The following is a 23948-nucleotide window of genomic DNA, read 5'->3' on the forward strand; positions in this document are numbered from 1 at the left end:
ACAGGAGTCAACGACACATGGCTTTTCCGGCGAAGAACTCCGATATTCGGCGAAACCGACTAGGTGGTTGCGAAACCCGGTCGTACCCGCTCACCCGGGCCGCCCAATAGCGGGGTCTGCCGGACGTGATGCGCCGACGCGGAATCAAATTCCCGTGGGTACCGGTCCTGTTCGGTGCGCTGATCGGCGGAGTGCTCCCCGTCCCGGCCGCGCAGTCGGGTCCGTTCCCGTGGGCGCCGTTGCCGGTGAACAGTTGCGGGGAAGTCGGTTTCGATCCGCTGAACCGCGAACGTGATCCGGCGCTGCCACCCCCGCCGCCGGTGGAGCTGCCGGAGCGGATCGTCATTCCGGTGCCGATTCCGCAACCCACCCCGGTACCGGTACCCGACCCGCCACCGGACAACACCAGGATCGATCCCGAACCGCTGGCGGTCGATCCGTGCCATATCCCGTGTCCCGATGTCCGCGATCCCGCGAAACAACCTGAGCAGGACCCTGATCCGAGCCCGGCCCCGGAGTCCGGCGACGGTCCGAGTTCGGGTTCCGCGTCGGGGTCGACGGCGCCGATCAAGGTGCCGCGCATCGAGATCGAACCCGAGATCGAACCCATCCCCATCCCGGTGCCCGGCAGTCCCGGTGCAGCACCGCAGCCCGCACCGCCGCAGGTAGTGCACCCCGCCGAACCGGGCCCGCTCGCCGCCGCGGTGCCCGGGCCGCGCGTCGCGTCGGTCGAACTGGCAGGTCAGGTGACCGGGCACGGTTCGCAGAACCGCACCGATGTGCGCTGGCAGGTGGACGGCACGGATCTCGGCGTGATGTGGGAGACGAGGCCGGGCGAGGTCGCCGTTGTCTTCGGTGACACCTTCGGCGCGGGCAGGCAGGTGGGCGGCGCCGGTCAGGAAGACCAGGATTGGCGCAGCAACGTCATGGGCTACAGCACCGATCGCGACCTGTCCGACGGCCTGTCGCTGGACAGCATGGTGCAGGACAGCCCGTGCCACGCCGCCGAGATCCTGACCAGTCGCAAGATCAAGAACTGGGAGATCACCACCATCCCGACCTCCGGGTTCACCCTCGGCGATCGCCAATATCTGAGCTATATGTCGGTGAATCGATGGAGCCGGATTCCCGGCCTGTGGCGCAGCAACTTCGGCGGGCTCGCCTACTCCGACGACAACGGGCGCACCTGGACCAAGGATCAGCATGCCAAGTGGGACAACCTCTTCGGGGTCGGCCGGTTCCAGGTGGCGGCGATGGTGCCGCAGGGTGACTACGTCTACATGTTCGGTACGCCCAACGGACGCCTGGGGATGATCGGGCTGGCGCGGGTGCCGAAGGACCACGTGCTCAACAAGTCCGCCTATCAATACTGGGTAGATGGCAGCTGGGCGCCCGCGGCGGAAAACGAGGCCACCCCACTGGTTCTCGGGCTGGCCGGGGAGTTGTCGGTACGCTACGACCGGGACAACGAACAGTGGCAGATGGTGTACCTGGATCCGGTCCGCAATGCGATCGTGATCCGTAATGCCGGTAGCCCGCAAGGCGTGTGGACCGAACCGGTAGAGCTCGTCTCCACCAGCGACTATCCGAAATCCTACGGCGGCTTCATCCATCCGTGGTCGACCGGCCGGGACCTGTACTTCACCCTCTCGTCCTGGGACAGCTACAACGTGTATCTCATGCACGCCCAGCTGGATTCGCCGAACTGAGATCGGCTCGAACCGGGCGGAAGCGGACGGGTTGTCCGGGTCGTGCCTGCGCGACGGCGTCCACGTCCGCGTCGAGGACGACCGCGACCACCGGATAGCCGCCGGTGATCGGATGATCCGCGAGGAACACCACCGGTTGTCCGCTCGGCGGAACCTGGATCGAGCCGAGGGCCATGCCTTCGGTCGGCAGTTCGCGTTCCACCGTTCGTTCCAATGGCGGTCCCTCGCGGCGATCCAGCCGAGCCCCTACCCGGTCGGTGTCGGTGGACATCACCCACGCACCCTCGAAAAGTGCTGTCGGGTCGGTGAACCAGTCGTCGCGCGGGCCGAGCACCGCGCGGATCGTGACGATATCCGCGGGCGGATCGGCGACCGGCGCGAAGTCGATGACCGGAATGGTGTTCGGCGCGGGCCCGATCGGCAGCGTATCGCCGGGACCCAGTGGAACCGGGCCGATGCCCGACAGGGTGTCGCGGCTGCGCGAACCGAGCACCGGTGGCACCGCGATTCCGCCACGCACGGCCAGATAACTCCGCAGGCCGACGGTCGCGAGGCCGAGCCGAAGCACCTGTCCCGCCTCGAGTTCCAGCACGCTGGCGTGCCCGACCGGTGTCGCGTCCACCACGGCCGGGGCGGGCGCACCGGTGACCGCGACGGTGACATGCGTATCCGCCCGCAACACCAGCCCACCGAGCAGCACCTCGAGTCCCGCGTACTCCTCCGGATTGCCGACCAGCCGATTGGCCAGCCGGAACGACGAGCGGTCGGCCGCACCGGCCGGGCCGACACCGGAGCCGAACCACCCTGGCCTACCGAGGTCTTGGACGGTGGCGAGCGGGCCGACCTGCTCGATCACGATCATCCGCTGGACCCCTCGTCGACGAATCGGACGAACCCGCCTGCGCGGATCAGGGCGGGTGGGTCCCGGTCCACGTCCCACATCCGCAGGTCGGTCGTGCCGATCAAATGCCATCCGCCGGGGGTGCTGCGCGGGTACACCGCCGAATACCCACCGGCCAGCGCGACCGCGCCCGCGGGAATCGTGGTGCGGGCCTGTGACCGGCGCGGCACGGTCAGTCGGGCATCGGGGGACTCCAGATAGCCGAAGCCAGGTGCGAATCCGACGAACGCGCACCGCCAGACCGTGCCGGTATGTTCGGCCACCACCTGCGCCTGGCTGATCCCGAGCAGTCGCGCTACCTCGGCGAGATCGGCGCCGTCGTAGCGCACCGGAACCACCACCGGATCATCGGGAGAATCGTTGTCCGGCAGTGTTCCACGGGAAACAATGTCCGAATCCTGGTCTGCGGCAGGCTGTTGCATGCCACGCAGGATCTTCTCGATCGCGCGGCGGACGGATTCCGCATACGCCGGTGAAACCAGCGTCACGAGAACTGTTTCCGCGGCAGGCAGCACATCTTCCACGCCACTCGGCGTGCCGATTCGCAGCGCCGCAACCAGTTTCGTTACCTCACCGCGGTGGGACGGCAGCACCAGCCACGCCCGATCACCAGCAGGCCGGATCAGCCGATCCGGGTCGAAATCATCCGGTGCCGAGCGCATCACCGCACCCCGCCCTTCGTCGAACGGCTGCCGTGCATGCTTCAGCCGAACGGTTCGACCGGCACCCCGACCTCGTCCAGGGCGGTGCGGATGAGCCGGGCCATCTCGACGGCGGCGGGCGTGTCGCCGTGCACACACATGCTCGCCGCGCGCACCGCCACCTCGCCGGACCCGTCGACCGTGCGGGCGGTACCCGACATGGCGATCGAAACCGCCTGCGCGACCGCCTCGTTGGTACGCAACACCGCACCGGGCAGGCCGCGCGCGGCGAGCGTGCCGGTCGGCGTGTACGCGCGATCGGCGAAGCCCTCACCGACGAAGCGCACCTTGGCGGCCTCGGCGGCCTCTTCCAGCTGGGTTCCGGCCGGGCCGAGCAGCGCCAAGCCGGGATCGTAGTCGGTGATCGCGGCCAGCACCGCGTCCGCGAGCTGCCGGTCGCGCGAGGCCGAATGGTAGAGCGCACCATGTGGTTTCACGTACCGCACCCGATCGCCCGCCGCCTTGGCGAACGCGTCGAGACTGCCGATCTGATACAGCACCTCGTCGCGCAGTTCGGCCGGAACCATCGTGATCTCGCGGCGACCGAACCCGGCCAGATCGCGGTACCCAACGTGAGCGCCGATCCTGACCCCCTTCTCGACGGCGAGTCCGCAGGTCCGGCGCATGATCGAGGGATCGCCCGCATGGAACCCGCACGCAATGTTGGCGCTGGTGACGATGTCCAGCATCGCCGCGTCGTCGCCCATCGTCCACGGCCCGAAGCCCTCGCCGAGATCACTGTTCAGATCCAGCGGCATGTGAAACCTTCCCGTGGCGTTGTGTCGGAGACAGAAACCTGATTGTCGTTCCGACGGCGTTCTACAAGCAAGAATGCCCGGACCGCGGCGAATTATCCGCAGCTCACCGGCGAACAGCGCGACCTGGGTCACTTCACGATGGTCGAGTCCGGCGACGGCTTGTACGCTCGGACCAATCATGGCCACGTATTTCGATCCGAAGTCCTGGTCGCCGTTGCGGGCCGTCGATCTCGGCAAGCGCCTGTTCGAGCAGTCCTGGTTGGAGCAGTGGATCGCCGTCACCACCTCCTGGGTGGATCCGGTCGCCGACCTCGGCGCGGGCACCGTCACGGCGCTGATGCCGGACGCCCTGATGACCGTGCTCAGCGAAGGCATCCTCAGTCGATTCGGCGGGCAAGAGGTGAGTGCCACCCTGCTCGGCCACGACCTGCACGCCACGCTCCAGGTGCTGAAGGTCCGGCGCCGTGGCGCGCACTTCCAGACCAAGACGGTGCTGTCCCGGCTGCGCTGGGACGATCACCCGATCGAGGCCGTGACCGTCATCGCGCACGGCGTTCGCCTGATCCCCGGCGTGCCGACGAAGGTGCGGACCGCGCGGCTCGACCTCGATGGCACGGTCACCACCGCGGCGCTGGTCGGCTGGATCAACACCCAGCCGCTGGACTGGCAGCTCGAGGTGGACGACAGCGGGCTGATCCGCGCCAAGCACCGCCGAAGACGGCTGACGGCGCTGGTGGACGCCTCGGTGACGGACAACCGGGTCACCGTCGACCTGCACCGAGCCACCTGGTTCGGCCTGCGGGTCCCGCGACGGATGATCGGCACACCCGCGCTGCTGCTGGAACAGCTGCCGAATCAGGCGCGCATCGTGCACGCCACCCGGGACGGCGACCTGGTGCGCTTCCGGATCGAGCTGCCGGAGATCACCGGATCGTTCGATCTGGCGCAGATCCGTTCCGCGATCGTCACCGGAACCACCCTGATCGTCTTCTAGCCCGGGGCCTCTCCAACCCGTGGGCCTTTTCTAACCCTGCGCCTTCCACCACTCCTGCAACGCCGACTCCGCCTCCTCGCGGGTCATCGGACCGCGATCCAACCGCAGCTCCTTGAGGAACCGCCACGCCTTGCCGACCTCGGGGCCCGGTGGCAGACCGAGCAATTCCATGATCGCGTTGCCGTCCAGATCCGGCCGGACCTTGGCCAGATCCTCCTGCTCGCGCAGCCGCTCGATCCGCGACTCCAACTCGTCATAGGTGGCGCGCAACGCGGCGGCCCTGCGCTTGTTACGGGTGGTGCAGTCGGCGCGGACCAGTTTGTGCAAGCGGGGGAGCAGATCGTCGGCGTCGGTGACATACCGGCGCACCGCGGAATCGGTCCACTGCCCCTTGCCGTACCCGTGGAAACGCAAGTGCAGGAATACCAGCCGGGCCACATCCTCGGTGAACTGCTTGGGGTACTTCAGCGCCCGCATCCGCTTGCGCACCATCTTCGCCCCGACCACCTCGTGGTGGTGGAAGCTGACGCCGCCGCCCGGCTCGTTGCGTTTGGTGTCCGGCTTGCCGATGTCGTGCAGCAGCGCGGCCCAGCGCAACACCAGGTCGGGGTCGCCGTCCTCCAGATCGATGGCCTGCTGCAGCACGGTGAGCGAGTGCCAGTAGACGTCCTTGTGCTGGTGGTGCTCGTCGATCTCCAGCTTCATCGCGGGCACCTCGGGCAGCACCCGCTGGGCCAGGCCGGTCTCGCACATGATGTTGATGCCATCGATCGGGTGCGCGCCGCCGATCAACTTGTCGAGTTCCACCCGGACCCGCTCGGCAGTGATCCGCTCGATCTGATCGGCCATCGCGGTGATCGCCTCGCGGACCCGCGGATGCAGCTCGAAGCCGAGCTGCGCGACGAACCGAGCCGCGCGCAGCATGCGCAACGGGTCGTCGTTGAACGAATCCTCCGGCGCGGCAGGCGTATCCAGCATGCCCGCGAGCAGCGCGTCCATTCCGCCGAGCGGGTCGACGAACTCCAGCGAACCGTCCGCGCCGATCCGCACGGCCATCGCGTTGACGGTGAAGTCCCGGCGCACCAGATCGCCGGCCAGGGTGTCGCCGAAGGTGACCTCGGGATTGCGGGAGACCCGGTCGTAGTTGTCGCTGCGGAAGGTGGTGATTTCCAGCTGCTGGCCGCCCTTCGACCCGCTCACCGTGCCGAACGCCAAACCCCCGGTGTCCCACAGATGATCGGCCCAGCCGCGCAGCATCTCCTGCACCTGCTCCGGGCGCGCGTCGGTGGTGAAGTCGAGATCGGTCCCCAACCGCCCGAGCACCGCGTCCCGCACACTGCCGCCGACCAGGTACAGCTCATATCCCCGCGCCGCGAACATCTCGCCGAGCGGTTCCAGCACATCGGACAGCCCGCCCAACGTCACCGCCGCAGCAGCCAGCAATCGGGTACGTCTATCCAGCTCTGCGTCCTCGGACTCGGTCAAAACCACGAAATAGCAGCCTACCGTGTCATTTGCGGCGCCTGCGGCGCCGCGTGTTCGCGGCCCCCTGGTGTCTCGCGTCCGAGCGGCCACGACTGGCGACTGCGTCGCGTGCGCTGCGGCCACTCGGACGCGAGACGGGCCGCGAACGGGCAATGCTCGGTCTCGCTTCGCTCGAAACCTGGGGTGTGCCGACGGGTAGCGACATCCGGCAGCTGATGGACTCGTGGCCGACCGCACAGTCGTGTTCCAACGCCGCCGTCGCAGGCGGGAGTCCCGGCTTCATGATGGGTGACACCCGAGGGCCACGAAGCGGCCGGGCGGCAGGAAGGGCAAATCCAACACAGTAGGATTGCTTGGTGTCTCCGGCCGATCGAGCGAACAGTCGACGCCGCCAGCCTCGGCGCCGCGGTTCGGCGGCCAACGCGGCGAAACCGCGCATGCGCACAGTGCGCGAAACCTCAGCTGGCGGGCTTGTGGTCGATGGCTTGGACGGCCCGAGGGAGAAGCGAAGCGCGGCGCTGATCGGGCGAACGGATCGGCGCGGGCGGTTGCTGTGGTCGCTGCCGAAGGGGCATATCGAAGAGGGAGAGACCTCCGAGCAAACCGCCATCCGTGAGGTTGCCGAGGAGACCGGCATCAACGGCGTGGTGGTGGCCGAACTCGGCAGCATCGATTACTGGTTCGTCACCGACGGTCGTCGGGTACACAAGACCGTGCATCATTACCTATTGCGTTCCACCGGCGGCGAATTATCCGACGCCGACGTGGAGGTCACCCAAGTGGCGTGGGTCCCGTTGAGCGAGTTGCACTCTCGATTGGCCTACGCTGACGAACGGCGCCTGGCCGAGGTGGCGAACAAGCTGATCGACCGGATGGAGACCGGCAAGCGATGACCCAGACTTTTCGGCATCGCACAGCGATTCCGTGGGGGTTGGTTGGGCGACGGGTGTGGCGGCATCGCGTAGCGATTCCGTGGGGGGTGGTGGCCGGGCGACGGGTGGGCCTGCATCGCGTAGCGATTCGGTCGGGGGTGGTGGCCGGGCGACGGGTGGGCGTGTTCCGGATCATCGTGGCGGTCCTGACCATCCTCGGTTCGGCGACGACGCTGCCGACCCTGCTGCCCGGCGCGGCGCAGGCGCAACCCACCGGCACCGGGTCGGCGACGGGACCGAAATTCCTGAAGCTGTCGCTGGATTCGGTGACGCCGACCGCGGTGACCACGACCAGCGATCCGGTCCTCACCGTCTCGGGGACGGTCACCAATATCGGTGATCGCCGGGTCGAGGACATCAGCGTCCGCGTGCAGCGTGCGGCCGCGATCACCGCGCCGAGCAACCTTCGCGCGGCCCTGCGGCTGGATCAGGTCAACTACGACGTGAACGGTGACTTCGAAGAAATCGCGACGCTACTCGATCCGGGCGATCGCAAGAAGTTCACGGTGACCATTCCCCTGCGCGGGGGTGGCGCCAGCGCGACGACCTCGCTGGATATCAGCAAGCCCGGTGTGTACCCGCTGTTGTTGAACGTGAACGGCGAACCGGCCTACGGCACCCAGGCCCGGCTCGATGACGCCAGATTCCTGCTCCCGGTGCTCGGGTTGCCGCCCGTGCCGAACAGCGCCGATTCGTCGGAGACCGGCCAACCGGTGGCCGCGCCGACCGACGCGCCGGTGGCGACGACGCTGCTGTGGCCACTGGCCGACCGGCCACGCCTGGTGGCGGGCCACCCGGGGTCGGCGGACGGGAAGGCCGAGCTCACCGATGACGAGCTGGCCGCCTCGCTCGGCAAGGGCGGCCGCCTCGACCAGTTGCTCGCCGCATTGGAGAGCGTGTTCGACACGGTGCCCGGCCGCGACCGCACCCTCGCGACCTCGGTGTGTCTCGCCGTCGACCCCGATCTGCTGATCACCGCGCAGGCAATGACCAAGGGGTACCGGGTGCTGGCCAGCCCGTCCGATCCCGACGGCGCGACCAGGCCGGGCACCGGAGCCGCGCAGGCACAGACCTGGCTGGCCCGGCTGCGCACACTGGCCGGGTCGATGTGCACGGTGGCGCTGCCGTTCGCGCAGGTCGACCTCGCGGCGCTGGCGGCGGTGAACGATCCGGATCTGTCGGCGCGGGCGATGAACGCGCCCGCCGAGATCGTCGACTCGATCCTGGCCACCAAGTCGGTGCGCGGCGTCAGCCTGCCGGATTCCGGCAGCATCGATACCAGTGCCGGAATCTTGTTGCGCAGCCATGGCTTCGGGACGGCGGTGCTCGCCGATTCCGCCGTCGCCACGGAGGGCACGGCGGGTACATCCGAGGCATCACAACAGACCACCAGCCGAGGCGACACCAAGAACCAGCCCACCGTCACGCAGAACACGGTGAACCAAACCGCCGAACACACCGCCCCGGAAGTGGTTCGGCTGTCCGGCGTCACCGCGGCCGTGCCCGCACCGGCGCCGGCGCCGCCCGCCGCCGAACCGGCCGTGCCGAACGGGAATCCGGCCGCCCCGGCCGTCGATCCGGCACTGCACGCCGCGACATTCGACATCTGGTCCGCGACGGCACTCGCCGCGGTCGGCTCGAATCCGCCGACACCGTCGTTCACGCCCGCCAAGGTTCGTTACGAGGTCACCAACGACTCCCGTGCCGCCCGGCTGCAGGACGCGCTCGGCGCGATCTCCTGGTCGGCGCTGAACCCGGAGCCGAATCAGCCGCGCTCGCTGCTGCTCGTCCCGCCGCAGCAGTGGGGTGCGAACAAAGAGGAAGCGACGGCGCTGCTGCGCCAGATCGAGCTGCTGGTGCGCGGCAACCTCGCCGTCCCGCGCCCCTTCCACGAGCTGGTCGCCCAGCCGCCGAACCCGCAACCGTACGAGCTGGACTACCTGCCGCAGGCGGCACAGGACGCCGTGCCCGACCGTTTTGTGGCGCCGGTGCGCGACCAGGGCCGCCGGATCAGCGACCTGACCCGCGCGCTCGTCGAGGTGCCGGAGGCCGAACCGACGCCACGCCAGTTCCTCGACCCACTGCGCGACGATCTGATCCGGGTGCTGAGCCTGTCCGATCGGCGGACCGGGGACGCCACGCAGGCGGACACCTTCGCGCAGCGGCGGATCGATCAGACCACGCGGGCGATGGACAAGATCTATGGTTCGGTGACCGTGCTGCCGCCCGGTGGGGTGTACACCCTCGCCTCCGAGCAGAGCCCGTTGCTGCTGGTCGCGCGCAACGATCTGCCGGTGTCCATCCGGATCAAGTTCCTGATCGAGGCACCCGCCGAGACGAAGATCACCGACCTCGGCGAGGAGCAACTGCCGCCGAAGGGGACACGCTCGTTCCAAATCCCGACCGAGGTCAGCGACAGCCGTAACCTGGTCATTCCGATTTCCCTTACCACACCCGACGGAATCGCGCTGGGTAATGCCACTTCGGTTTCGGTGCGTTCGAACGCCTATGGTCAAGCCCTGGCAATAATTACCGCATGTGCCGGATTACTGCTCTTCCTGTTGGCCGGGCGCCGCTTGTGGCGCCGGTTCCGCGGCCAACCCGATCCGGCCGACGAGGGTTTCGACCCGAGCACTCGGCGCCGGGTCAACCGGTACCGGCGTGCCAAGAAGCGAGTCATCCAGCAGGAGCATCAGGAGGCACAGTGAAGGACGGTCAGCCGACGACCGCCGCTGTGTCCCGATCCGCCGTCCGGTGCGATTTCGCCACGCGGACAGCGGCTGCGTCTACCGGATTTGGACGTCCGACAAACCACAGTGGCAGAGTGGAGGACAATCGCGGAAGGCTCGCGTCGGCGCAGGGGCGGTGCGAGTGATGGGCAGTACCAGGAGGAACGGTGAGCGATTCAGCCTCGAGGCCGCTCGCCGAGCTGACCGGGTTCCGCTGTCCCGCCGGGCGCAGGAGGCATGATGAGCGACGATGACTCATCGGCGCATCGGCCTCGATCCGATCGGCGCGACGGTCCACCGGCCCGTCGGGCGCCCGTTGCGCCGTGGGAACGGCTACCGCCGCAGGCGGAGGCCGAGGAGCCGGACGTGAGTCCCGGCCCGTACGACGCGCCCCCGCCGCGAGTGCCGCAGGTCAGTCGTCCGTCGGCACCGCCACAGCCATGGCCGGGGCAGCGCATGCCACCGGGACCACCGCAAAGACCACCGGGACCACCGCAGCGTCCCGCGCCCGCACCACACCCGGGACAGCGGCAATATCCAGCGGCGCCACCGCCGGGACCGGGACAGCCTCGGCCGCTGCCGCCGGGTCAGCGTCCTGGACCACCGCCGGGACAATCCGGTGCTATTCCCACCAGTTCGCCGCGCCCCGCGCCCGGACAGTCCGGTGCGATACCTACCAGCTCGCCGCGCCCCGCGCCCGGTGCACCACCTGCCAACTCGCCGCGGCCCGCGCGTCCGGCACCCGGCCAATCCGGTCCCATTCCGACCGGAACGCCTCGGCCGCGACCTGGGCAGTCCGGCCCGATACCGGTCGGCTCGCCGCAGTCCGGTCGGATGCCACCGCCGCGCTACGCTCCGCCGCAAGCCCGGCCGGAGCCGTACCCGCCGCCGCGCCGCCGCCGACCCGATCCGGCGGACGCCGAACCGGCCAGGATGAGCAAAGGCCCGCGCACTCAGGAGTGGCCCGCCCCCGGCAAAACCGAGGACCAGCAGCAGAGCTCGAACGCGCGCCTGCTCAAGGATTCCGGTTCGATCGCCATTGCCACGCTGATCAGTCGGCTCACCGGGTTCGGCAAGCAGCTGGTGCTGGCGACCGTGCTCGGCCCGGCCATCGCCAGCGCGTTCACCTCCGCCAGCCTGATCCCCAACATGATCACCGAACTGGTGCTCGGCGCGGTGCTCACCGCGATGGTGGTGCCGACGCTGGTGCGCGCCGAAAAGGAAGACGCCGACGGCGGCGTCGCATTCGTGCGGCGGCTCGTCACGGCGGCCTTCGTGGTCCTGGCCACCGCCACGCTGCTGGCCACCGCCGCCGCGCCGATCTTGGCAACACACGTCTTCGTGGCCGCTGACGGCAAGGTCAATACCGCGCTGACCACCGCGCTGACCTTCCTGCTTCTGCCCGCGATCCTGTTCTACGGCATGTCCGCGCTGTTCACCGCGATACTGAACACCCGGCAGGTGTTCAAACCCGGCGCGTGGGCACCGGTGATCAACAACGTCGTCGTGCTCGTCACCCTCGGCCTCTACGCCTTGACGCCGGGCGAGATCACCCTCAACCCGGTCCGGATGAGCGATCCGAAACTGCTCGTTCTCGGCGTCGGCGTCACGCTCGGCGTAGTGGCCCAGGCATTCACCTTGCTGCCCGCGATCCGTCGGCAAGGTATCGATCTGCGCCCACTGTGGGGTATCGACACCCGGCTCAAGCAATTCGGCGTCATGGGTGCCGCCATCATCCTGTACGTCCTGATCAGCCAGTGCGGCTTGATCTTCGCCAACCACGTCTCCTCGGCGGCCGACGAGGCGGGCCCGGCGATCTACTCGTACACGTGGCTGCTGCTCCAATTGCCGTATGGCGTCTTGGGCGTCACCGTGCTCACCGCGATCATGCCGCGGCTGAGCCGGAACGCCGCCGACGGCGATACCCCGGCAGTGGTCGATGACCTTTCGGTCGCCACCCGGCTGACCATGATCGCCCTGGTCCCCGTGGTCACCTTCCTGACGGTGGCGGGCCCGGAGTTGGGGCAGGCGCTGTTCGGCTATGCCCGCTTCGCGGGTGATGCGCAACGGCTCGGGTATGCGGTGAGTTGGTCGGCCTTCGCCCTGATCCCCTACGCGCTGGTGCTGATCCACTTGCGGGTGTTCTACGCCCGAGAACAGGCGTGGACACCGACCTGGATCATCCTCGGCATCACCGCGGTGAAGATCGTGCTGTCCGCATTGGCCCCGATGATCGCGAGCAACAGCAATCAGGTCGTGATCGTGCTCGGTGTCGCGAACGGCCTCGGGTTCGCCGCGGGCGCGGCGATCGGCGGATACCTGCTGCACCGCAGTCTCGGCGATCTCCGGATGTCCAACGTCGGGCGCACCGTCACCCGAGTGGTGCTCTCGTCGCTGGCCGGTGGCGCCGTCATGTGGATCGTGGACCGGGTGCTCGGGCTGGAGCGGCTGACGGATTCCTTCGGTGGCCCCGGCTCACTCGTGCGGGTGGCGATCACGGCGATCGTCATGTTCACGGTGGCCTTCGGCCTGATGCGACTGGCCGGGGTGCCCGAGGTCGTCGGCATCACCGTCGCGATCTCCCGCCGCCTCGGCTGGACCCCGCCCGCGCCGGATCTCGATCTCGACGGCCCGGTCAACGACCCATACGCAACGCAGATTCTGCGCAGGCCAGACCCGATTCCGGCGTACCCCGCGTTCGACCCGTACATGGATGCTCAGACCATGGTCCTACCCGTGATCCGAGCCGACGCCGTTGACATCACCGGCATGGGTGAGTTCCCGTACCCTGTTCGGCAGAGAAGCACAAGTGGCGAAATCGCCGAAACCTCGACATACCAGGGCGAAGGAGGACCGAGGGTGAGCGACGACGCGGTGGGCGGCGTCCCAGCCGCTGATTCTTCTGCGACCACGGCAGGCGGGCTTTCGACCGATGCTCCGCCATCCGGGGGACAGCCGTCGGATCCCGCGTACGTGAACCGTGCGACCGGCGCCCGGCCGCCGGATCACGACGCAGGTCCGCAGGATCAGGATGCGCCGGGGCCGGACCACCCGGGAGCCGCGCCGGTGCCCGGCACCGCCCAGCCTGGTCCGCACGATCGCCAGAGTCAGCTGCCACCACGCGACCCGATGTACGACACCGGGATGATCCCGATCGGGTCACCGGAGATGCCACCGCTCGGTGGCGAGAACCTGGGTTCGCGGCGAACTCCGCGCGGCCCCAAGCTCATTCCCGGCGCGTCGGTGGCCGGTGGCCGATACCGGCTGCTCGCCGGGCACGGCGGGGCGCGCGGCCTCAAGTTCTGGCAGGCCCTCGACATCAAGCTCGACCGGGAGGTCGCGCTGACCTTCGTCGACGCCGACCAGAAGGCCAGCGACAACTCCGGCCACGACGGCCCGCAGGCCATTCTGTCCCGCACGCTGCGCCTCGGCCGGATCAACTCGCCCGGCTTGGCCCGGGTACTCGATGTCGTGCGCGGCAGCTCCGGCGGCATCGTGGTGGCCGAATGGACGCCGGGTCGCTCGCTGCGCGAGATGGCCGAAACCGTGCCGTCGCCGATCGGTGCCGCCCGCGCTATCCGCGCGCTGGCCTCGGCCGCCGAACTGGCCCATCGCGGCGGCGGATCGCTGTCCATCGACCACCCGGACCGGGTGCGGATCAGCGCGACCGGCGACGCGGTGCTCGCCTTCCCCGGCACCCTGGCCGACTCGGACGCGCAGTCCGATGTGCGCGGCCTCGGTGCCATGCTCTACGCCCTGATCACCGCCCGCTGGCCGATCCGCTCCGGCGGGGTCACCGGCACTGCCGCAACTGTCGGAGGGTTGCGGCTTGCCGACTTCGGCCCGGACGGCACGCCGGTGGAACCACGCCAGATAAGACCCGAGGTGCCCTTCGAGATCTCCGCGGTCGCGGTGCGCTCGCTGGAGTCGAACAAGGGCGTACGCACCGCCGCGACCGTGCAGCACGTGCTGGAGCAGGCGTCGGTGGTGGATCAGAAGACCGATTTCATCCCGGTGCTCCGCCTCGGCCAGCGGCCGCAGCCGGTTCCCGACGAGTCGCTCGCCGACCCGGAACTGCTCGCTGCCGAACGGGAGAGATCCCAGCGGATGATGTGGATCATGGTCGGCCTCGGCGTGCTGGCCGCACTGGTGGTCGGCATCGTGATCTGGTGGATGGTGAGCGTGTTCGCGCCGGGCGCTTCGGACGCGCCGCTCAACGAGCAACGCAATATCGGTCTCACCACCAACAACAGCCCACCCGCCGCTACGCCGTCGGCCGCGGGGCCGACTACCGCCTCGGGTGGCGTGCCGGTCCCGGTAACCGGGGTATCGGTGTTCTCGCCGGAGGGCACCCCGGACGGCGTCGGCAGTGTCAACGCGGTGCTGGACCAGAACCCCGCCACGATGTGGCGCACGGACCAGTACTTCCAGCAGTTCCCGGCGCTGAAGAAGGGGGTCGGGCTGCTCGCGACGCTACCCAGCCCGGCCAAGCTGACGAACGTCTCGATCAACTCGCCGAGTGCGGGCACCGCGGTGGAGATCCGCACCTCGCCGACGGCCTCGCCGACACTGGATCAGACCCAGCTGATCGGTACGGCCAAGCTCGGTGACGGGATCACCGATATTCCGGTACGCACCGATCAAGCCGCTCGCTATGTGCTCGTCTGGATCACCGGGCTGGGGAACTCCGGTGGTCAGTTCCAAACCTCGATCGCGGATATCCGTCTCGACGCTGCGGCTTGACCGCCCCTCCGCGCTTTCAGGCCGGACTTCGGGTACCGCGATTATGGCGTCGGCGACCGGCGGCAGTTGAGTCGGCCGGGTCAGCCCGCATTCGATGAGTTACCCACACACTCGCGAAATCGGTTGTGCTGTGCCCCTTTGGGGATTCGCCCCTCGGGCCGCCGCGGTTTGGTTGCTGCCGGATCGCGACTGACGATATGATCTCCTCGCGCTCTCAGCAGGGGAGCTTCCCGGGTTCTGGTGTTTTCGATCCTGGATGCTGCGAAATTTCGGTGATGGTCGTTCATGCCCGTCGCCACCGTGAGCGCTGTCCAAGGGGTTGGCATTGTCGTCGGAACTGAACGAGGATTTCCGCGGGGGGACATCGCGGTCTGTCACCTACCGCGAACGCTCGTTCGTGGGCGATGACTACACCGATGTCGAGCTGCTGCAAGCGCACGTGCGCGGTCAGCGGCACGCCTTCGCCGAGCTGCTGCGCAGGCACAACGATCATCTGTGGCAGACCGCCCTTCGCACCTCCTACACCCGAGAGGACGCGGCGGATTCGCTGCAGGACGCGCTCCTGTCGGCACACCGCACGGCGGCCTCGTTCCGGGCCGAGGCCGAGGTGCGCAGCTGGCTGCACGCGATCGTGGTGAACGCCTGCCTGGACCGGATCCGGCGCAACAAGATCCGCAAAGCCGTCTCACTGACCCCGGAGACGATGCCGGAACCACGCGATGACCGGGACGCGGTGGCCGAACTGGAGATGTCGCTCGTCGTCGATCACGCGCTGTTTTCACTGCCGCCGGACCAGCGGACCGCACTGGTTGCGATCGACCTGGAAGGGTATAGCGTGGCGGAAGCCGCCGCGATGCTCGGTGTTCCGGAGGGGACGATCAAGAGCCGCTGCGCGCGGGGCAGGCAGCGGCTACAAGAACGGCTGGAATTTCTGCGCGATCCGGGGAACCGGAAGTAGTTGACATGCGTCATTAATAGTGACGAACCCGTAGACGATGTCCATGTAGTCCCCACCCTCGAGGGGATCCCCGCGATGTCAGATGAGAACACTGGAGGTGCGATGGCAACCCGGTCCGTGCCGCAGCCTCCGTTCTCGCCCGAGTTGCTCGCCGACCTGCACGCCGACAATGTGGCCCCGGAGCTGCGCGAGCAGCTGTGGCCCGCGGTCCGGCGCGACGGGGACGCACTGCGCTTCGTGCACGCACTGGACGACGTCAGCGCCGAACTGCGCGCGCTCGGCCGCAGCGACAGCATCATCCACGCGATGCCCGACGACATCGCCGCCCGGCTCGAGCAGTTCGTCGATGGTTTCGATCTGCACGAGGAACCCACCGAAAAGGGCGCGACCATCTACCGGCTGCCGTCCTCGGCAAACGTCGAAACAGCCGATGCCCCAGCTGTTTCCACGCCACCAGCGGTTTCCTCGCCATCGGCCGCACCGATCCCACTCGACGACCGCAGGCGCGGCAGGCTCCGCTGGCTCACCGCGGCGGCCGCCGCCGTCGCGGTCGTGGCCTGCGCCTCGATCGCACTCACCGCACTGCGCGGCACCGACGCCCCGCCGACCGCGCAACCGACCTCCGGCACCGCGCAACTCGGTGACGAACTCGGCTCGCCCGCGATGCTCAGCGCGCTCGGCCGCAACGATGCCACCGGCCTACTCAGCAACGCGGCCGCTCGCGAACGCTGCGTGCACGCCAACGGACTCGACCGCACCATCTTGGGCTCGGACGACATCAACTTCGAGGGCAAGGCCGCGGTACTGATCCTGCTCACCGGGCCGCGCACCCCCAAACTGACCGCCCTCGTCGTCGGAACCGGTTGCACCACAGACGATCCCCAGCGCCTGGCACTCCGAGACATCGGTTGAGTGACCTACCCGACAATCGCGCTCGTTAGTGTCCGAAAGCCCCGGTGTCGGCACTGAGCCCAACCTCACGTGGGAGGCGACCGGTGCAGGAACAATAGCCATTACGCTGTTGTTGACCGAGACGTCCGATTGATATCTTCCCGGAAGGGCCCCATGAGTACGCCAGTTCGCGACTTGATCATCGTCGGCTCCGGACCTGCCGGCTACACGGCTGCCGTGTACGCCGCCCGCGCCGAGCTCCAGCCGCTGGTGTTCGAGGGCACCCAGTTCGGTGGCGCGCTGATGACCACCACCGAGGTGGAAAACTTCCCCGGCTTCCGCGACGGCATCATGGGCCCGGACCTGATGGAAGAGATGCGCGAGCAGGCCAAGCGGTTCGGCGCCGACATCCGCACCGAAGACGTGGACGCCCTCGACCTGAGCGGCCCGATCAAGACGGTCACCGTCGGCGACGAGACCTACCACGCCTACGCCGTGGTCCTCGCCATGGGCTCGGCTGCCCGCTACCTCAACGTTCCGGGCGAGCAGAAGCTGCTCGGCCGCGGCGTGAGCGCCTGCGCCACCTGTGACGGCTTCTTCTTCAAGGGCCAAGACATCGTCGTGGTCGGCGGCGGCGACTCCGCGATGGAGGAAGCCACCTTCCTGACCAAGTTCGCCAGCACCGTGACCATCGTGCACCGCCGCGAGGAGTTCCGTGCCTCGCGCATCATGCTCGAACGGGCAAAGGCCAACGAGAAGATCAAGTTCGTGCTCAACGCCGAGGTCCTCGAAGTGCATGGCGACACCAGCGTGACCGGCCTCACCCTGCGCGACACCCGCACCGGCGAGACCTCCCAGCTGGCCGCTACCGGCCTGTTCGTCGCGATCGGCCACGATCCGCGCAGCGAGCTGGTCCGTGGCCAGGTCGAGCTGGACGACGAGGGCTACGTGCAGGTGGTGCACCCGTCGACCGCGACGAAGGTGCCCGGCGTGTTCGCCGCGGGCGACCTGGTCGACCACACCTACCGTCAGGCGATCACCGCGGCCGGCACCGGCTGCCGCGCCGCCATCGACGCCGAGCGCTGGCTCGCCGAGCAGGGCGATATCAGCTCGAACACCCTGGACCACGCGGGTCACACGGTCGCCGTGCCCGCCAACTGACGTCGTCATCGTCGCATCGCCCGCAGCGCGAGCGACGGCCCGAAGGCGGTAGTTTGCGTGACCACGAAGGGCCACGGGAGCGCCGCAATTCAGCAAGGGAGAACCCATGTCCGACAGTGCCAAGACGGCCAACGCCAAGACGATCACCGTCACCGACGCGTCCTTCGCCGACGACGTGCTGCTCAGCGAGAAGCCCGTCCTCGTCGACTTCTGGGCCTCCTGGTGCGGGCCGTGCAAGATGGTCGCCCCCGTGCTGGAGGAGATCGCGGGTACGCACTCGGACAAGCTGACCGTCGCGAAAATCGACGTGGACGCCAACCCGGACACCGCCCGCGATTACAAGATCCTCTCGCTCCCCACTATGATGCTGTTCCGCGGTGGTAAGCCGGTGAAGCAGATCGTCGGAGCGAAGGGCAAAGCCGCCCTTTTGCGCGAACTCGACGGCGTCATCTGATCCCTGGCGCTGTACTGCCATAGGCGCCAAAGGACGTCGAGATCCACCGACGCGCCGTAGGATGCCTGGACCCGGGAATGCCGAATTCCCGTCCGGGTCTGAGACAATCGACCGACGCCGGTCGTGCGAAGGTGTATCCCAACGCATGAGTGGGTACCCGGATTGACGGAAGGAAAGGGCTCTCACGCATGCACCGACTTCGTCACGGCGACAGCGGTCCAGCCGTAGCAGAGGTTCGGAGCACCCTGGCAAGTCTCGGGTTCCTACACGCACACGTCGATACCGATCACGCCGACGCGCGCGAGTACTGGAAAGATACCGAGGCCGCGTTCGACCACCGGCTCGATTCCGCGGTCCGCGCGTTCCAACAGCATCGCGGGTTGCTCGTCGACGGGGTGGTCGGTCCGGCCACCTACCGAGCGCTGAAAGAAGCGTCCTACCGGCTCGGCGCGCGCACGCTGATCTATCAGCTCTCCGCACCGCTGTACGGCGACGATGTCGCGACATTGCAGCGCAAGCTGCAGGATCTCGGTTTCTACGTGCACCGGGTCGATGGCTACTTCGGCCCGCACACGCATGAGGGGCTCACCTCCTTCCAGCGCGAGATCGGCCTTGCCGCCGACGGCATCTGCGGCCCGGACACGCTGCGCTCGCTCGACCTGCTCGGTGCCCGCGTCACCGGCGGCAATCCGCATCGGATCGCCGAGGAAGAGGTGGTGCACCGGGCCGGTCCGCAGCTGACCGGCAAGCGCATCGTCATCGATCCCGGTCTCGGCGGCCCCGACAAGGGACACCCGGTACCGACCGAATACGGCGACGTGTACGAGTCGGAAATCCTGTGGGACTTGGCAAGTCGGCTCGAAGGCCGGATGGCGGCGACCGGCATGGAGACCTTCCTGTCGCGGCCGTGGGGTGCCAACCCGACCGATGCCGAACGCGCCGATACCTCGAACGCCTTCGACGCCGACCTGATGATCTCGCTGCGCTGCGCGACCAACCCGAGCCCGCTGGCCAACGGCGTTGCCGGTTTCTACTTCGGCAACTCGCACGGCTCGGTGTCGATGATCGGCCAGGTGCTCGCCGGGTTCATTCAGCGTGAGGTTGTCGCGCGAACCTCGTTGCAGGACTGCCGAACTCACGCCAGAACCTGGGATCTGTTGCGGCTCACCAAGATGCCGACGGTTCAGGTCGACATCGGTTATCTGACAAACGATTACGACGCCACGGTGCTCACCAACCCGCGGATGCGCGACGTGATCGCCGAGGCCATCCTCATCTCGGTCAAGCGGCTGTATCTGCTCGGTCAAGACGATCAGCCAACGGGCACATACACTTTCGCGGAACTGTTGGCAGAGGAATTGGCTGCGGCCGACCGCATGTAGCTATACCTGAAAGCGCCCCTGCCGATCTCGTCGGCAGGGGCGCTTTCATCGTCAGGACGAAGCCTCAGCGCACTCCTACGCGCGCCGGGGGAGTCATGGCGGCGGCCGCGAGCAGCTGATCGAGCGCGCGCTCTACGTCTTCCTTCCACCCGTGATCAGAGTCGAGTTCCAGGCGCAGACGCGGGAACTTGTGGTGCGGCGCCACCACCTTGAAGCCGACGTCCTCCAGGAAATCGGCCTCGATCATGCAGGTTTCCGGCGAACACTCGGTCATCGACCCCGGCGCCTTGGAACCGGCTCCCTTGATCGGCGAAATGATCCGCTCCATCAACGTCATCGAGCCGAACCGCTCGGACAGCGCATGCGAGGGCGGATCGGAGCGAATCCCGAACGACTCCAACGCCCGCACGCCACGACGCACCAGATCGGCCACCACGGCCTGCATCAGCTGGTTCGCGACATCAGCGTTCTTATACGGGAATTCGGACTGCAGCGTGGTCAGCAGGACCGCATCCGGGCTGACCGGCGAGGTGGGGAAGAGGGTGGCGCGCGGCACGGCACTCGGCGGCGAATACAGGGCACACCCCGCGACATTGCCGTCGACGGTCGCCACCTGTCCGCACGAACCCCATTCCAGCAGGACCGTGGAGAGCCAGGCTTCCTTTTCGAAGACCGGATCGCTGAAGCCGCGGGAGTCCTCGGCGACGGCGGGATCCATCTCCCAGAACACGCAACGCCGGGAGTGCGCGGGGAGCCGGTCCAGCTCGCCGAGAGTGAGTGCTGTGACGCTGGTCGACACTGGTCTGCTCAGCCTCCAGCTGTCCGATTCGTCCACGCTCATGCCGCCGCCTCGCTGACGCTCGGCTCCGGCACACGCGAAGCGCGCAGTGACATGATTCGCTCGCTAATACTTTCTCGCCAGCAAGAATAAGCGATCAAGAGAACCCGCCTCATTCCACGTCGCTGTGCTGTTGGTCAAGAACTTGTGTCGGGTCCGTTCGGGAGTCCATGCGCTCCGCTAACTTACGGAAATCCGCGCGCCGTCACAGTGACGTTTCGTCCGCGAGTGCGTACCTATCGCTTTCACAAGTCTATTTCTGTCACTTCTGTCACAAGTCGCGCTTGCTCTGTTCCATCAAGCTGACAATCCGCTCGAGGTCATCGACCGAACCGAACTCGACGACGATCCGGCCTTTTCGCTTGCCCATGCTCACGATGACCCGAGTGTCGAACGACCCGGACAACCGATCGGCCACATCCTGCAAACCCGGCATGTGAATCGGTTTGCGCTGCGGGGTAGGCGGGGCAGCTGGGTCCGGTGCCGGCGCCGTCTCCTGATTCGCCAGGATGACTGCTTCTTCCGTGCTGCGCACGGATAACCCCTCGGCGACAACCCGCTTGGCTAGTTCCTCCTGCGCGTCCGCCCCGGCGGTCAAACCGAGCAGCGCACGGGCGTGCCCGGCGGACAGCACACCGGCCGCCACTCGGCGCTGCACCGAGATCGGTAGCTTCAGCAGCCGGATCATGTTGGTCACGGCCGACCGCGACCGGCCGATCCGATCGGCGAGGACCTCGTGGGTGACGCCGAACTCTTCCAGCAGCTGCTGGTACGCCGCCGCCTCTTCCAACGGGTTGAGCTGTACCCGGTGGATGTTCTCCAGCAGGGCGTCGCGCAGCATCGACTCGTCGGCGGTCTCCCGGACGATAGCGGGGATCGCGGCGAGGCCGGCCTCCTGCGAAGCGCGCCACCGACGTTCGCCCATGACGAGCTGATACTTGTCGACACCCGGTTCGACCCGACGCACCACGATCGGCTGCATCAGGCCGAATTCTTTGATCGAGTGCACCAGCTCGGACAGCGCTTCCGCCTCGAACACCTGGCGTGGCTGCTTCGGATTCGGCTCGATCTGATCCGGCGGAATCTCGCGATACACCGCGCCGCCGGGAGCCAGGTCGTCGTCGGTCGGGTCGGGGACCCGATGCAGGTACGCCGAGGCGGGCTGCGGCCCGATCGGGTCCAGACCGATGACGCTGGCCGCTTGACTGCTGAGCCCCGGCGCCGTCGCCGGTCCCGTCGGGATCAGCGCGGCAAGTCCGCGCCCTAGCCCACCCTTCTTCGCCTGACTCATCGGTCCACTGACCCCTTCCTCGTTCCGCCACCACGCCGGGTCTCGCCGACCCGGCCGTCATCCAGCCAGCTCACTCCGCGGCTTCGGCGGCGGCATGCGCCATCGCCGTCGCCCTGGCCGCCATTTCGCGCCCGGCATCGAGGTAGCTCATCGCGCCCCGGGAGCCTGGATCATAATCGAGCACCGTCATGCCGTAGCCCGGCGCCTCGGACACCTTCACACTGCGTGGAATCACCGAGCGCAGCACCACATCACCGAAGTGGCCGCGCACCTCCTCGGCGACCTGATCGGCCAGCTTGGTCCGGCCGTCGTACATCGTGAGAATCACCGTCGACACGTGCAGGTCGGGATTCAGATGCGCCTGCACCAGGCCGATATTGCGGAGCAACTGGCCGACACCCTCCAGCGCGTAGTACTCGCACTGGATCGGAATCAGCACCTCCTTGGCCGCTACCATCGCGTTGACGGTCAGCAAGCCGAGCGAAGGCGGGCAATCGATCATCACGTAGTCGATGTCATAGCCGGCGATATTGGCCTCCTGGATGGCGGCCTTCAGCCGCCCCTCTCTGGCCACCATCGACACCAATTCGATCTCCGCACCGGCCAGATCGATGGTGGCGGGGATGCACAGCAGGCGCTCGTTGTGCGGGCTCTGCTGGATCGCGTCCCGGACCGACACCTCGCCGATGAGGAGTTCGTAGCTGGACGGCACACCCGAGTGGTGCTCGATCCCCAGGGCGGTGCTGGCGTTGCCCTGCGGGTCCAGGTCGATCACGAGGACAGTCATCCCTTGATGCGCCAGGGCAGCCGCGAGATTCACCGCAGTGGTCGTCTTGCCGACGCCGCCCTTCTGATTGGCGATGGTGATGATGCGTTGCTCGTGCGGTTTCGGCACTGTCACCTTTCCTGGATGCAAAATCTGGCTGGCGCGTTGCGCTTCGGCCGCGATCGGGGTCTCGCTGGGGGAGATGTTCCCGAACGGTGTGCTTCCGAATGTCTCCGTGTCGAAATTGCTGGAGTCCAGCATTCCGGGTACACGCGACGTAGTTTCCCGTGAAACATTCGCCGGACCGCTCGACATAGACAGCTCCTAACCCGAGAACTTCAGATCACGTGCTTCCGACGAGCGTCGGCGCCGTGTCATCAACAGCTGTGTCGGTTCGAACATGATGCTCAACCGGGTTCGCGGCGCCCGATCGACCGAGCGGAGCTCTCGCCGCTGTGACACCAAATCCTCCGTGGCACCTACGCTCACGCCCGACGTCCACTAGCTTGCCAGCACCGGACGCGATAAGAAAGCTGAATCGCGGCAACGCACAAAGGACACGCGAATCTGTCCACATTCAGCCACTGATCCCCGTTGTTTCACATGAAACCCCGCCCCCACCAACGTCCTTACGGGTTAGCCCCGGACGCTTCCGACCACGGAGACCCGACCGGACAAGGCGTTTCGGCGGGCGCAACGTCTCCCGGCGCGGTGGACCCAGGGACTCGCCAGCACGGCGGCGGACTATCCAACGGCGCAACCTATCGACTGACGCGGTCTCTCTCCGGTCCCGGCACCGCGGCGATCCGTCAACTCTGCAGCGCGGCCACCCCTGGCGACTCGGCCTTCCCGGGCGACTCGGCACTCCCGCCGACTCGGCCACTCCCGCCGACCAAGGCCACTCCGGCCATCCCGGCGGCCCGACCACCCCGGCAACCTGGCAGCGCGACGACCCGACAGCGTGCGAGAGCGCTTCCTAGCCGGGCCCAGCCCTGATCAGGCTGAACGGACGGGGGATTCGTAGTTCGGCGTAGAGGGCGAGCATGCCGGTGACGGTGGCCGACCAGGGGAAGCGTCCGGCCGCGGTGCGGGCGCGGCGACCTGGCAGTGCGTCCTCTCTACGACGCGGCGACCAGACCGACCGCCCGACCACTCGGCACCCAGTACGGCGGCGGTTCAGCGGCGAGCTTCTCAACGGCGCGGGTTTCGGCGTCCTATCGGGCAAGCGCGACGACTCGGACGGTGTTTCATGTGA

At 67.7% G+C, this 23948-nt stretch carries 19 protein-coding genes; 10 read left to right on the forward strand and 9 right to left on the reverse strand.

Annotation, left to right across the window (positions count from 1 at the left end; genetic code table 11):
- The first annotated feature begins 128 nt into the window (after nucleotides 1-128).
- Nucleotides 129-1709 carry a glycoside hydrolase family 183 protein gene (locus KV110_RS41165; protein WP_218472478.1) on the forward strand — a complete coding sequence of 527 codons (1581 nt, stop codon included), beginning with the start codon at nucleotides 129-131 and terminating at the stop codon, nucleotides 1707-1709.
- On the opposite strand, the gene KV110_RS41170 is transcribed toward KV110_RS41165, so the two are convergent.
- Genes KV110_RS41170 through KV110_RS41180 form a run of 3 tightly spaced genes read right to left on the reverse strand, consistent with a single transcriptional unit; the run spans nucleotide 1678 to nucleotide 4069 of the window.
- A complete protein-coding gene (locus KV110_RS41170) occupies nucleotides 1678-2571 on the reverse strand; it encodes a 5-oxoprolinase subunit C family protein (protein WP_218472479.1) in 894 nt (297 codons plus the stop codon). The two genes, KV110_RS41165 and KV110_RS41170, sit on opposite strands and share 32 nt — an antisense overlap.
- Complete coding sequence (locus tag KV110_RS41175) at nucleotides 2568-3272, reverse strand: 5-oxoprolinase subunit B family protein (RefSeq protein ID WP_218472480.1); 705 nt, start codon at nucleotides 3270-3272, stop codon at nucleotides 2568-2570. Before KV110_RS41175 ends, KV110_RS41170 begins: the two co-directional genes overlap by 4 nt.
- A 41-nt stretch (nucleotides 3273-3313) precedes the next feature.
- Complete coding sequence (locus KV110_RS41180; protein WP_218472481.1) at nucleotides 3314-4069, reverse strand: LamB/YcsF family protein; 756 nt, start codon at nucleotides 4067-4069, stop codon at nucleotides 3314-3316.
- A gap of 178 nt (nucleotides 4070-4247) precedes the next feature.
- Here KV110_RS41180 and KV110_RS41185 point away from each other — a divergent pair, with 178 nt between their 5' ends.
- Nucleotides 4248-5063 carry a hypothetical protein gene (locus KV110_RS41185; protein WP_218472482.1) on the forward strand — a complete coding sequence of 272 codons (816 nt, stop codon included), beginning with the start codon at nucleotides 4248-4250 and terminating at the stop codon, nucleotides 5061-5063.
- Nucleotides 5064-5093: 30 nt separating this feature from the next.
- Here the strand turns inward: KV110_RS41185 and KV110_RS41190 are convergent, their stop codons facing one another.
- On the reverse strand, nucleotides 5094-6554 hold the full coding sequence (locus KV110_RS41190) for a CCA tRNA nucleotidyltransferase (protein ID WP_393537483.1): 1461 nt from the start codon (nucleotides 6552-6554) through the stop codon (nucleotides 5094-5096).
- 350 nt (nucleotides 6555-6904) lie between these two features.
- Here KV110_RS41190 and KV110_RS41195 point away from each other — a divergent pair, with 350 nt between their 5' ends.
- A complete protein-coding gene (locus KV110_RS41195) occupies nucleotides 6905-7441 on the forward strand; it encodes an NUDIX hydrolase (protein ID WP_218472483.1) in 537 nt (178 codons plus the stop codon).
- On the forward strand, nucleotides 7438-10188 hold the full coding sequence (locus KV110_RS41200; RefSeq protein WP_246634271.1) for a DUF6049 family protein: 2751 nt from the start codon (nucleotides 7438-7440) through the stop codon (nucleotides 10186-10188). Before KV110_RS41195 ends, KV110_RS41200 begins: the two co-directional genes overlap by 4 nt.
- A 433-nt stretch (nucleotides 10189-10621) precedes the next feature.
- Here the strand turns inward: KV110_RS41200 and KV110_RS41205 are convergent, their stop codons facing one another.
- Nucleotides 10622-10813 carry a hypothetical protein gene (locus KV110_RS41205; RefSeq protein WP_218472484.1) on the reverse strand — a complete coding sequence of 64 codons (192 nt, stop codon included), beginning with the start codon at nucleotides 10811-10813 and terminating at the stop codon, nucleotides 10622-10624.
- 329 nt (nucleotides 10814-11142) lie between these two features.
- On the opposite strand from KV110_RS41205, the gene KV110_RS41210 reads away from it, so the two are divergent.
- The 6 genes from KV110_RS41210 (at nucleotide 11143) to KV110_RS41235 (ending at nucleotide 19798) form a co-directional block, all read left to right on the forward strand.
- Nucleotides 11143-14952: a lipid II flippase MurJ gene (locus KV110_RS41210; RefSeq protein ID WP_218479538.1), complete on the forward strand. Its 3810-nt coding sequence runs from the start codon at nucleotides 11143-11145 to the stop codon at nucleotides 14950-14952.
- Between the two features lie 397 nt (nucleotides 14953-15349).
- On the forward strand, nucleotides 15350-15910 hold the full coding sequence (sigM, locus tag KV110_RS41215) for an RNA polymerase sigma factor SigM (protein WP_246634861.1): 561 nt from the start codon (nucleotides 15350-15352) through the stop codon (nucleotides 15908-15910).
- 102 nt (nucleotides 15911-16012) lie between these two features.
- Nucleotides 16013-16822, forward strand: a complete 810-nt coding sequence (locus tag KV110_RS41220; RefSeq protein WP_218472486.1) for a hypothetical protein — start codon at nucleotides 16013-16015, stop codon at nucleotides 16820-16822.
- Nucleotides 16823-16975: 153 nt separating this feature from the next.
- A complete protein-coding gene (trxB, locus tag KV110_RS41225) occupies nucleotides 16976-17962 on the forward strand; it encodes a thioredoxin-disulfide reductase (protein ID WP_218472487.1) in 987 nt (328 codons plus the stop codon).
- A 106-nt stretch (nucleotides 17963-18068) separates the two neighbouring features.
- Nucleotides 18069-18416 carry a thioredoxin gene (trxA, locus tag KV110_RS41230; RefSeq protein WP_218472488.1) on the forward strand — a complete coding sequence of 116 codons (348 nt, stop codon included), beginning with the start codon at nucleotides 18069-18071 and terminating at the stop codon, nucleotides 18414-18416.
- 188 nt (nucleotides 18417-18604) lie between these two features.
- Entirely contained in the window at nucleotides 18605-19798 is a 1194-nt protein-coding gene (locus KV110_RS41235; protein WP_218472489.1) for an N-acetylmuramoyl-L-alanine amidase, read from the forward strand.
- A 64-nt stretch (nucleotides 19799-19862) separates the two neighbouring features.
- On the opposite strand, the gene KV110_RS41240 is transcribed toward KV110_RS41235, so the two are convergent.
- The 4 genes from KV110_RS41240 to KV110_RS41255 form a co-directional block, all read right to left on the reverse strand.
- A complete protein-coding gene (locus KV110_RS41240; protein WP_218479540.1) occupies nucleotides 19863-20597 on the reverse strand; it encodes a GNAT family N-acetyltransferase in 735 nt (244 codons plus the stop codon).
- A gap of 310 nt (nucleotides 20598-20907) precedes the next feature.
- On the reverse strand, nucleotides 20908-21927 hold the full coding sequence (locus KV110_RS41245) for a ParB/RepB/Spo0J family partition protein (protein ID WP_218472490.1): 1020 nt from the start codon (nucleotides 21925-21927) through the stop codon (nucleotides 20908-20910).
- Between the two features lie 70 nt (nucleotides 21928-21997).
- Nucleotides 21998-22954: a ParA family protein gene (locus tag KV110_RS41250; RefSeq protein ID WP_246634272.1), complete on the reverse strand. Its 957-nt coding sequence runs from the start codon at nucleotides 22952-22954 to the stop codon at nucleotides 21998-22000.
- Between the two features lie 715 nt (nucleotides 22955-23669).
- A complete protein-coding gene (locus tag KV110_RS41255) occupies nucleotides 23670-23846 on the reverse strand; it encodes a hypothetical protein (protein WP_218472491.1) in 177 nt (58 codons plus the stop codon).
- Between the last annotated feature and the right edge of the window lie 102 nt (nucleotides 23847-23948).

Origin of the sequence: Nocardia iowensis, assembly GCF_019222765.1 — a bacterium.
Taxonomy (GTDB): Bacteria; Actinomycetota; Actinomycetes; order Mycobacteriales; family Mycobacteriaceae; genus Nocardia; species Nocardia iowensis.

Bases quoted from the DNA above. Each gene is read 5' to 3' on its own strand.
- KV110_RS41165 (WP_218472478.1), top strand. From the start codon at position 129: ATGCGCCGACGCGGAATCAAATTCCCGTGGGTACCGGTCCTGTTCGGT.
- KV110_RS41170 (WP_218472479.1), bottom strand. From the start codon at position 2,571: ATGATCGTGATCGAGCAGGTCGGCCCGCTCGCCACCGTCCAAGACCTC.
- KV110_RS41175 (WP_218472480.1), bottom strand. From the start codon at position 3,272: ATGCGCTCGGCACCGGATGATTTCGACCCGGATCGGCTGATCCGGCCT.
- KV110_RS41180 (WP_218472481.1), bottom strand. From the start codon at position 4,069: ATGCCGCTGGATCTGAACAGTGATCTCGGCGAGGGCTTCGGGCCGTGG.
- KV110_RS41185 (WP_218472482.1), top strand. From the start codon at position 4,248: ATGGCCACGTATTTCGATCCGAAGTCCTGGTCGCCGTTGCGGGCCGTC.
- KV110_RS41200 (WP_246634271.1), top strand. From the start codon at position 7,438: ATGACCCAGACTTTTCGGCATCGCACAGCGATTCCGTGGGGGTTGGTT.
- KV110_RS41210 (WP_218479538.1), top strand. From the start codon at position 11,143: ATGAGCAAAGGCCCGCGCACTCAGGAGTGGCCCGCCCCCGGCAAAACC.
- KV110_RS41220 (WP_218472486.1), top strand. From the start codon at position 16,013: ATGGCAACCCGGTCCGTGCCGCAGCCTCCGTTCTCGCCCGAGTTGCTC.
- trxB (WP_218472487.1), top strand. From the start codon at position 16,976: ATGAGTACGCCAGTTCGCGACTTGATCATCGTCGGCTCCGGACCTGCC.
- trxA (WP_218472488.1), top strand. From the start codon at position 18,069: ATGTCCGACAGTGCCAAGACGGCCAACGCCAAGACGATCACCGTCACC.
- KV110_RS41235 (WP_218472489.1), top strand. From the start codon at position 18,605: ATGCACCGACTTCGTCACGGCGACAGCGGTCCAGCCGTAGCAGAGGTT.
- KV110_RS41245 (WP_218472490.1), bottom strand. From the start codon at position 21,927: ATGAGTCAGGCGAAGAAGGGTGGGCTAGGGCGCGGACTTGCCGCGCTG.
- KV110_RS41250 (WP_246634272.1), bottom strand. From the start codon at position 22,954: ATGCTGGACTCCAGCAATTTCGACACGGAGACATTCGGAAGCACACCG.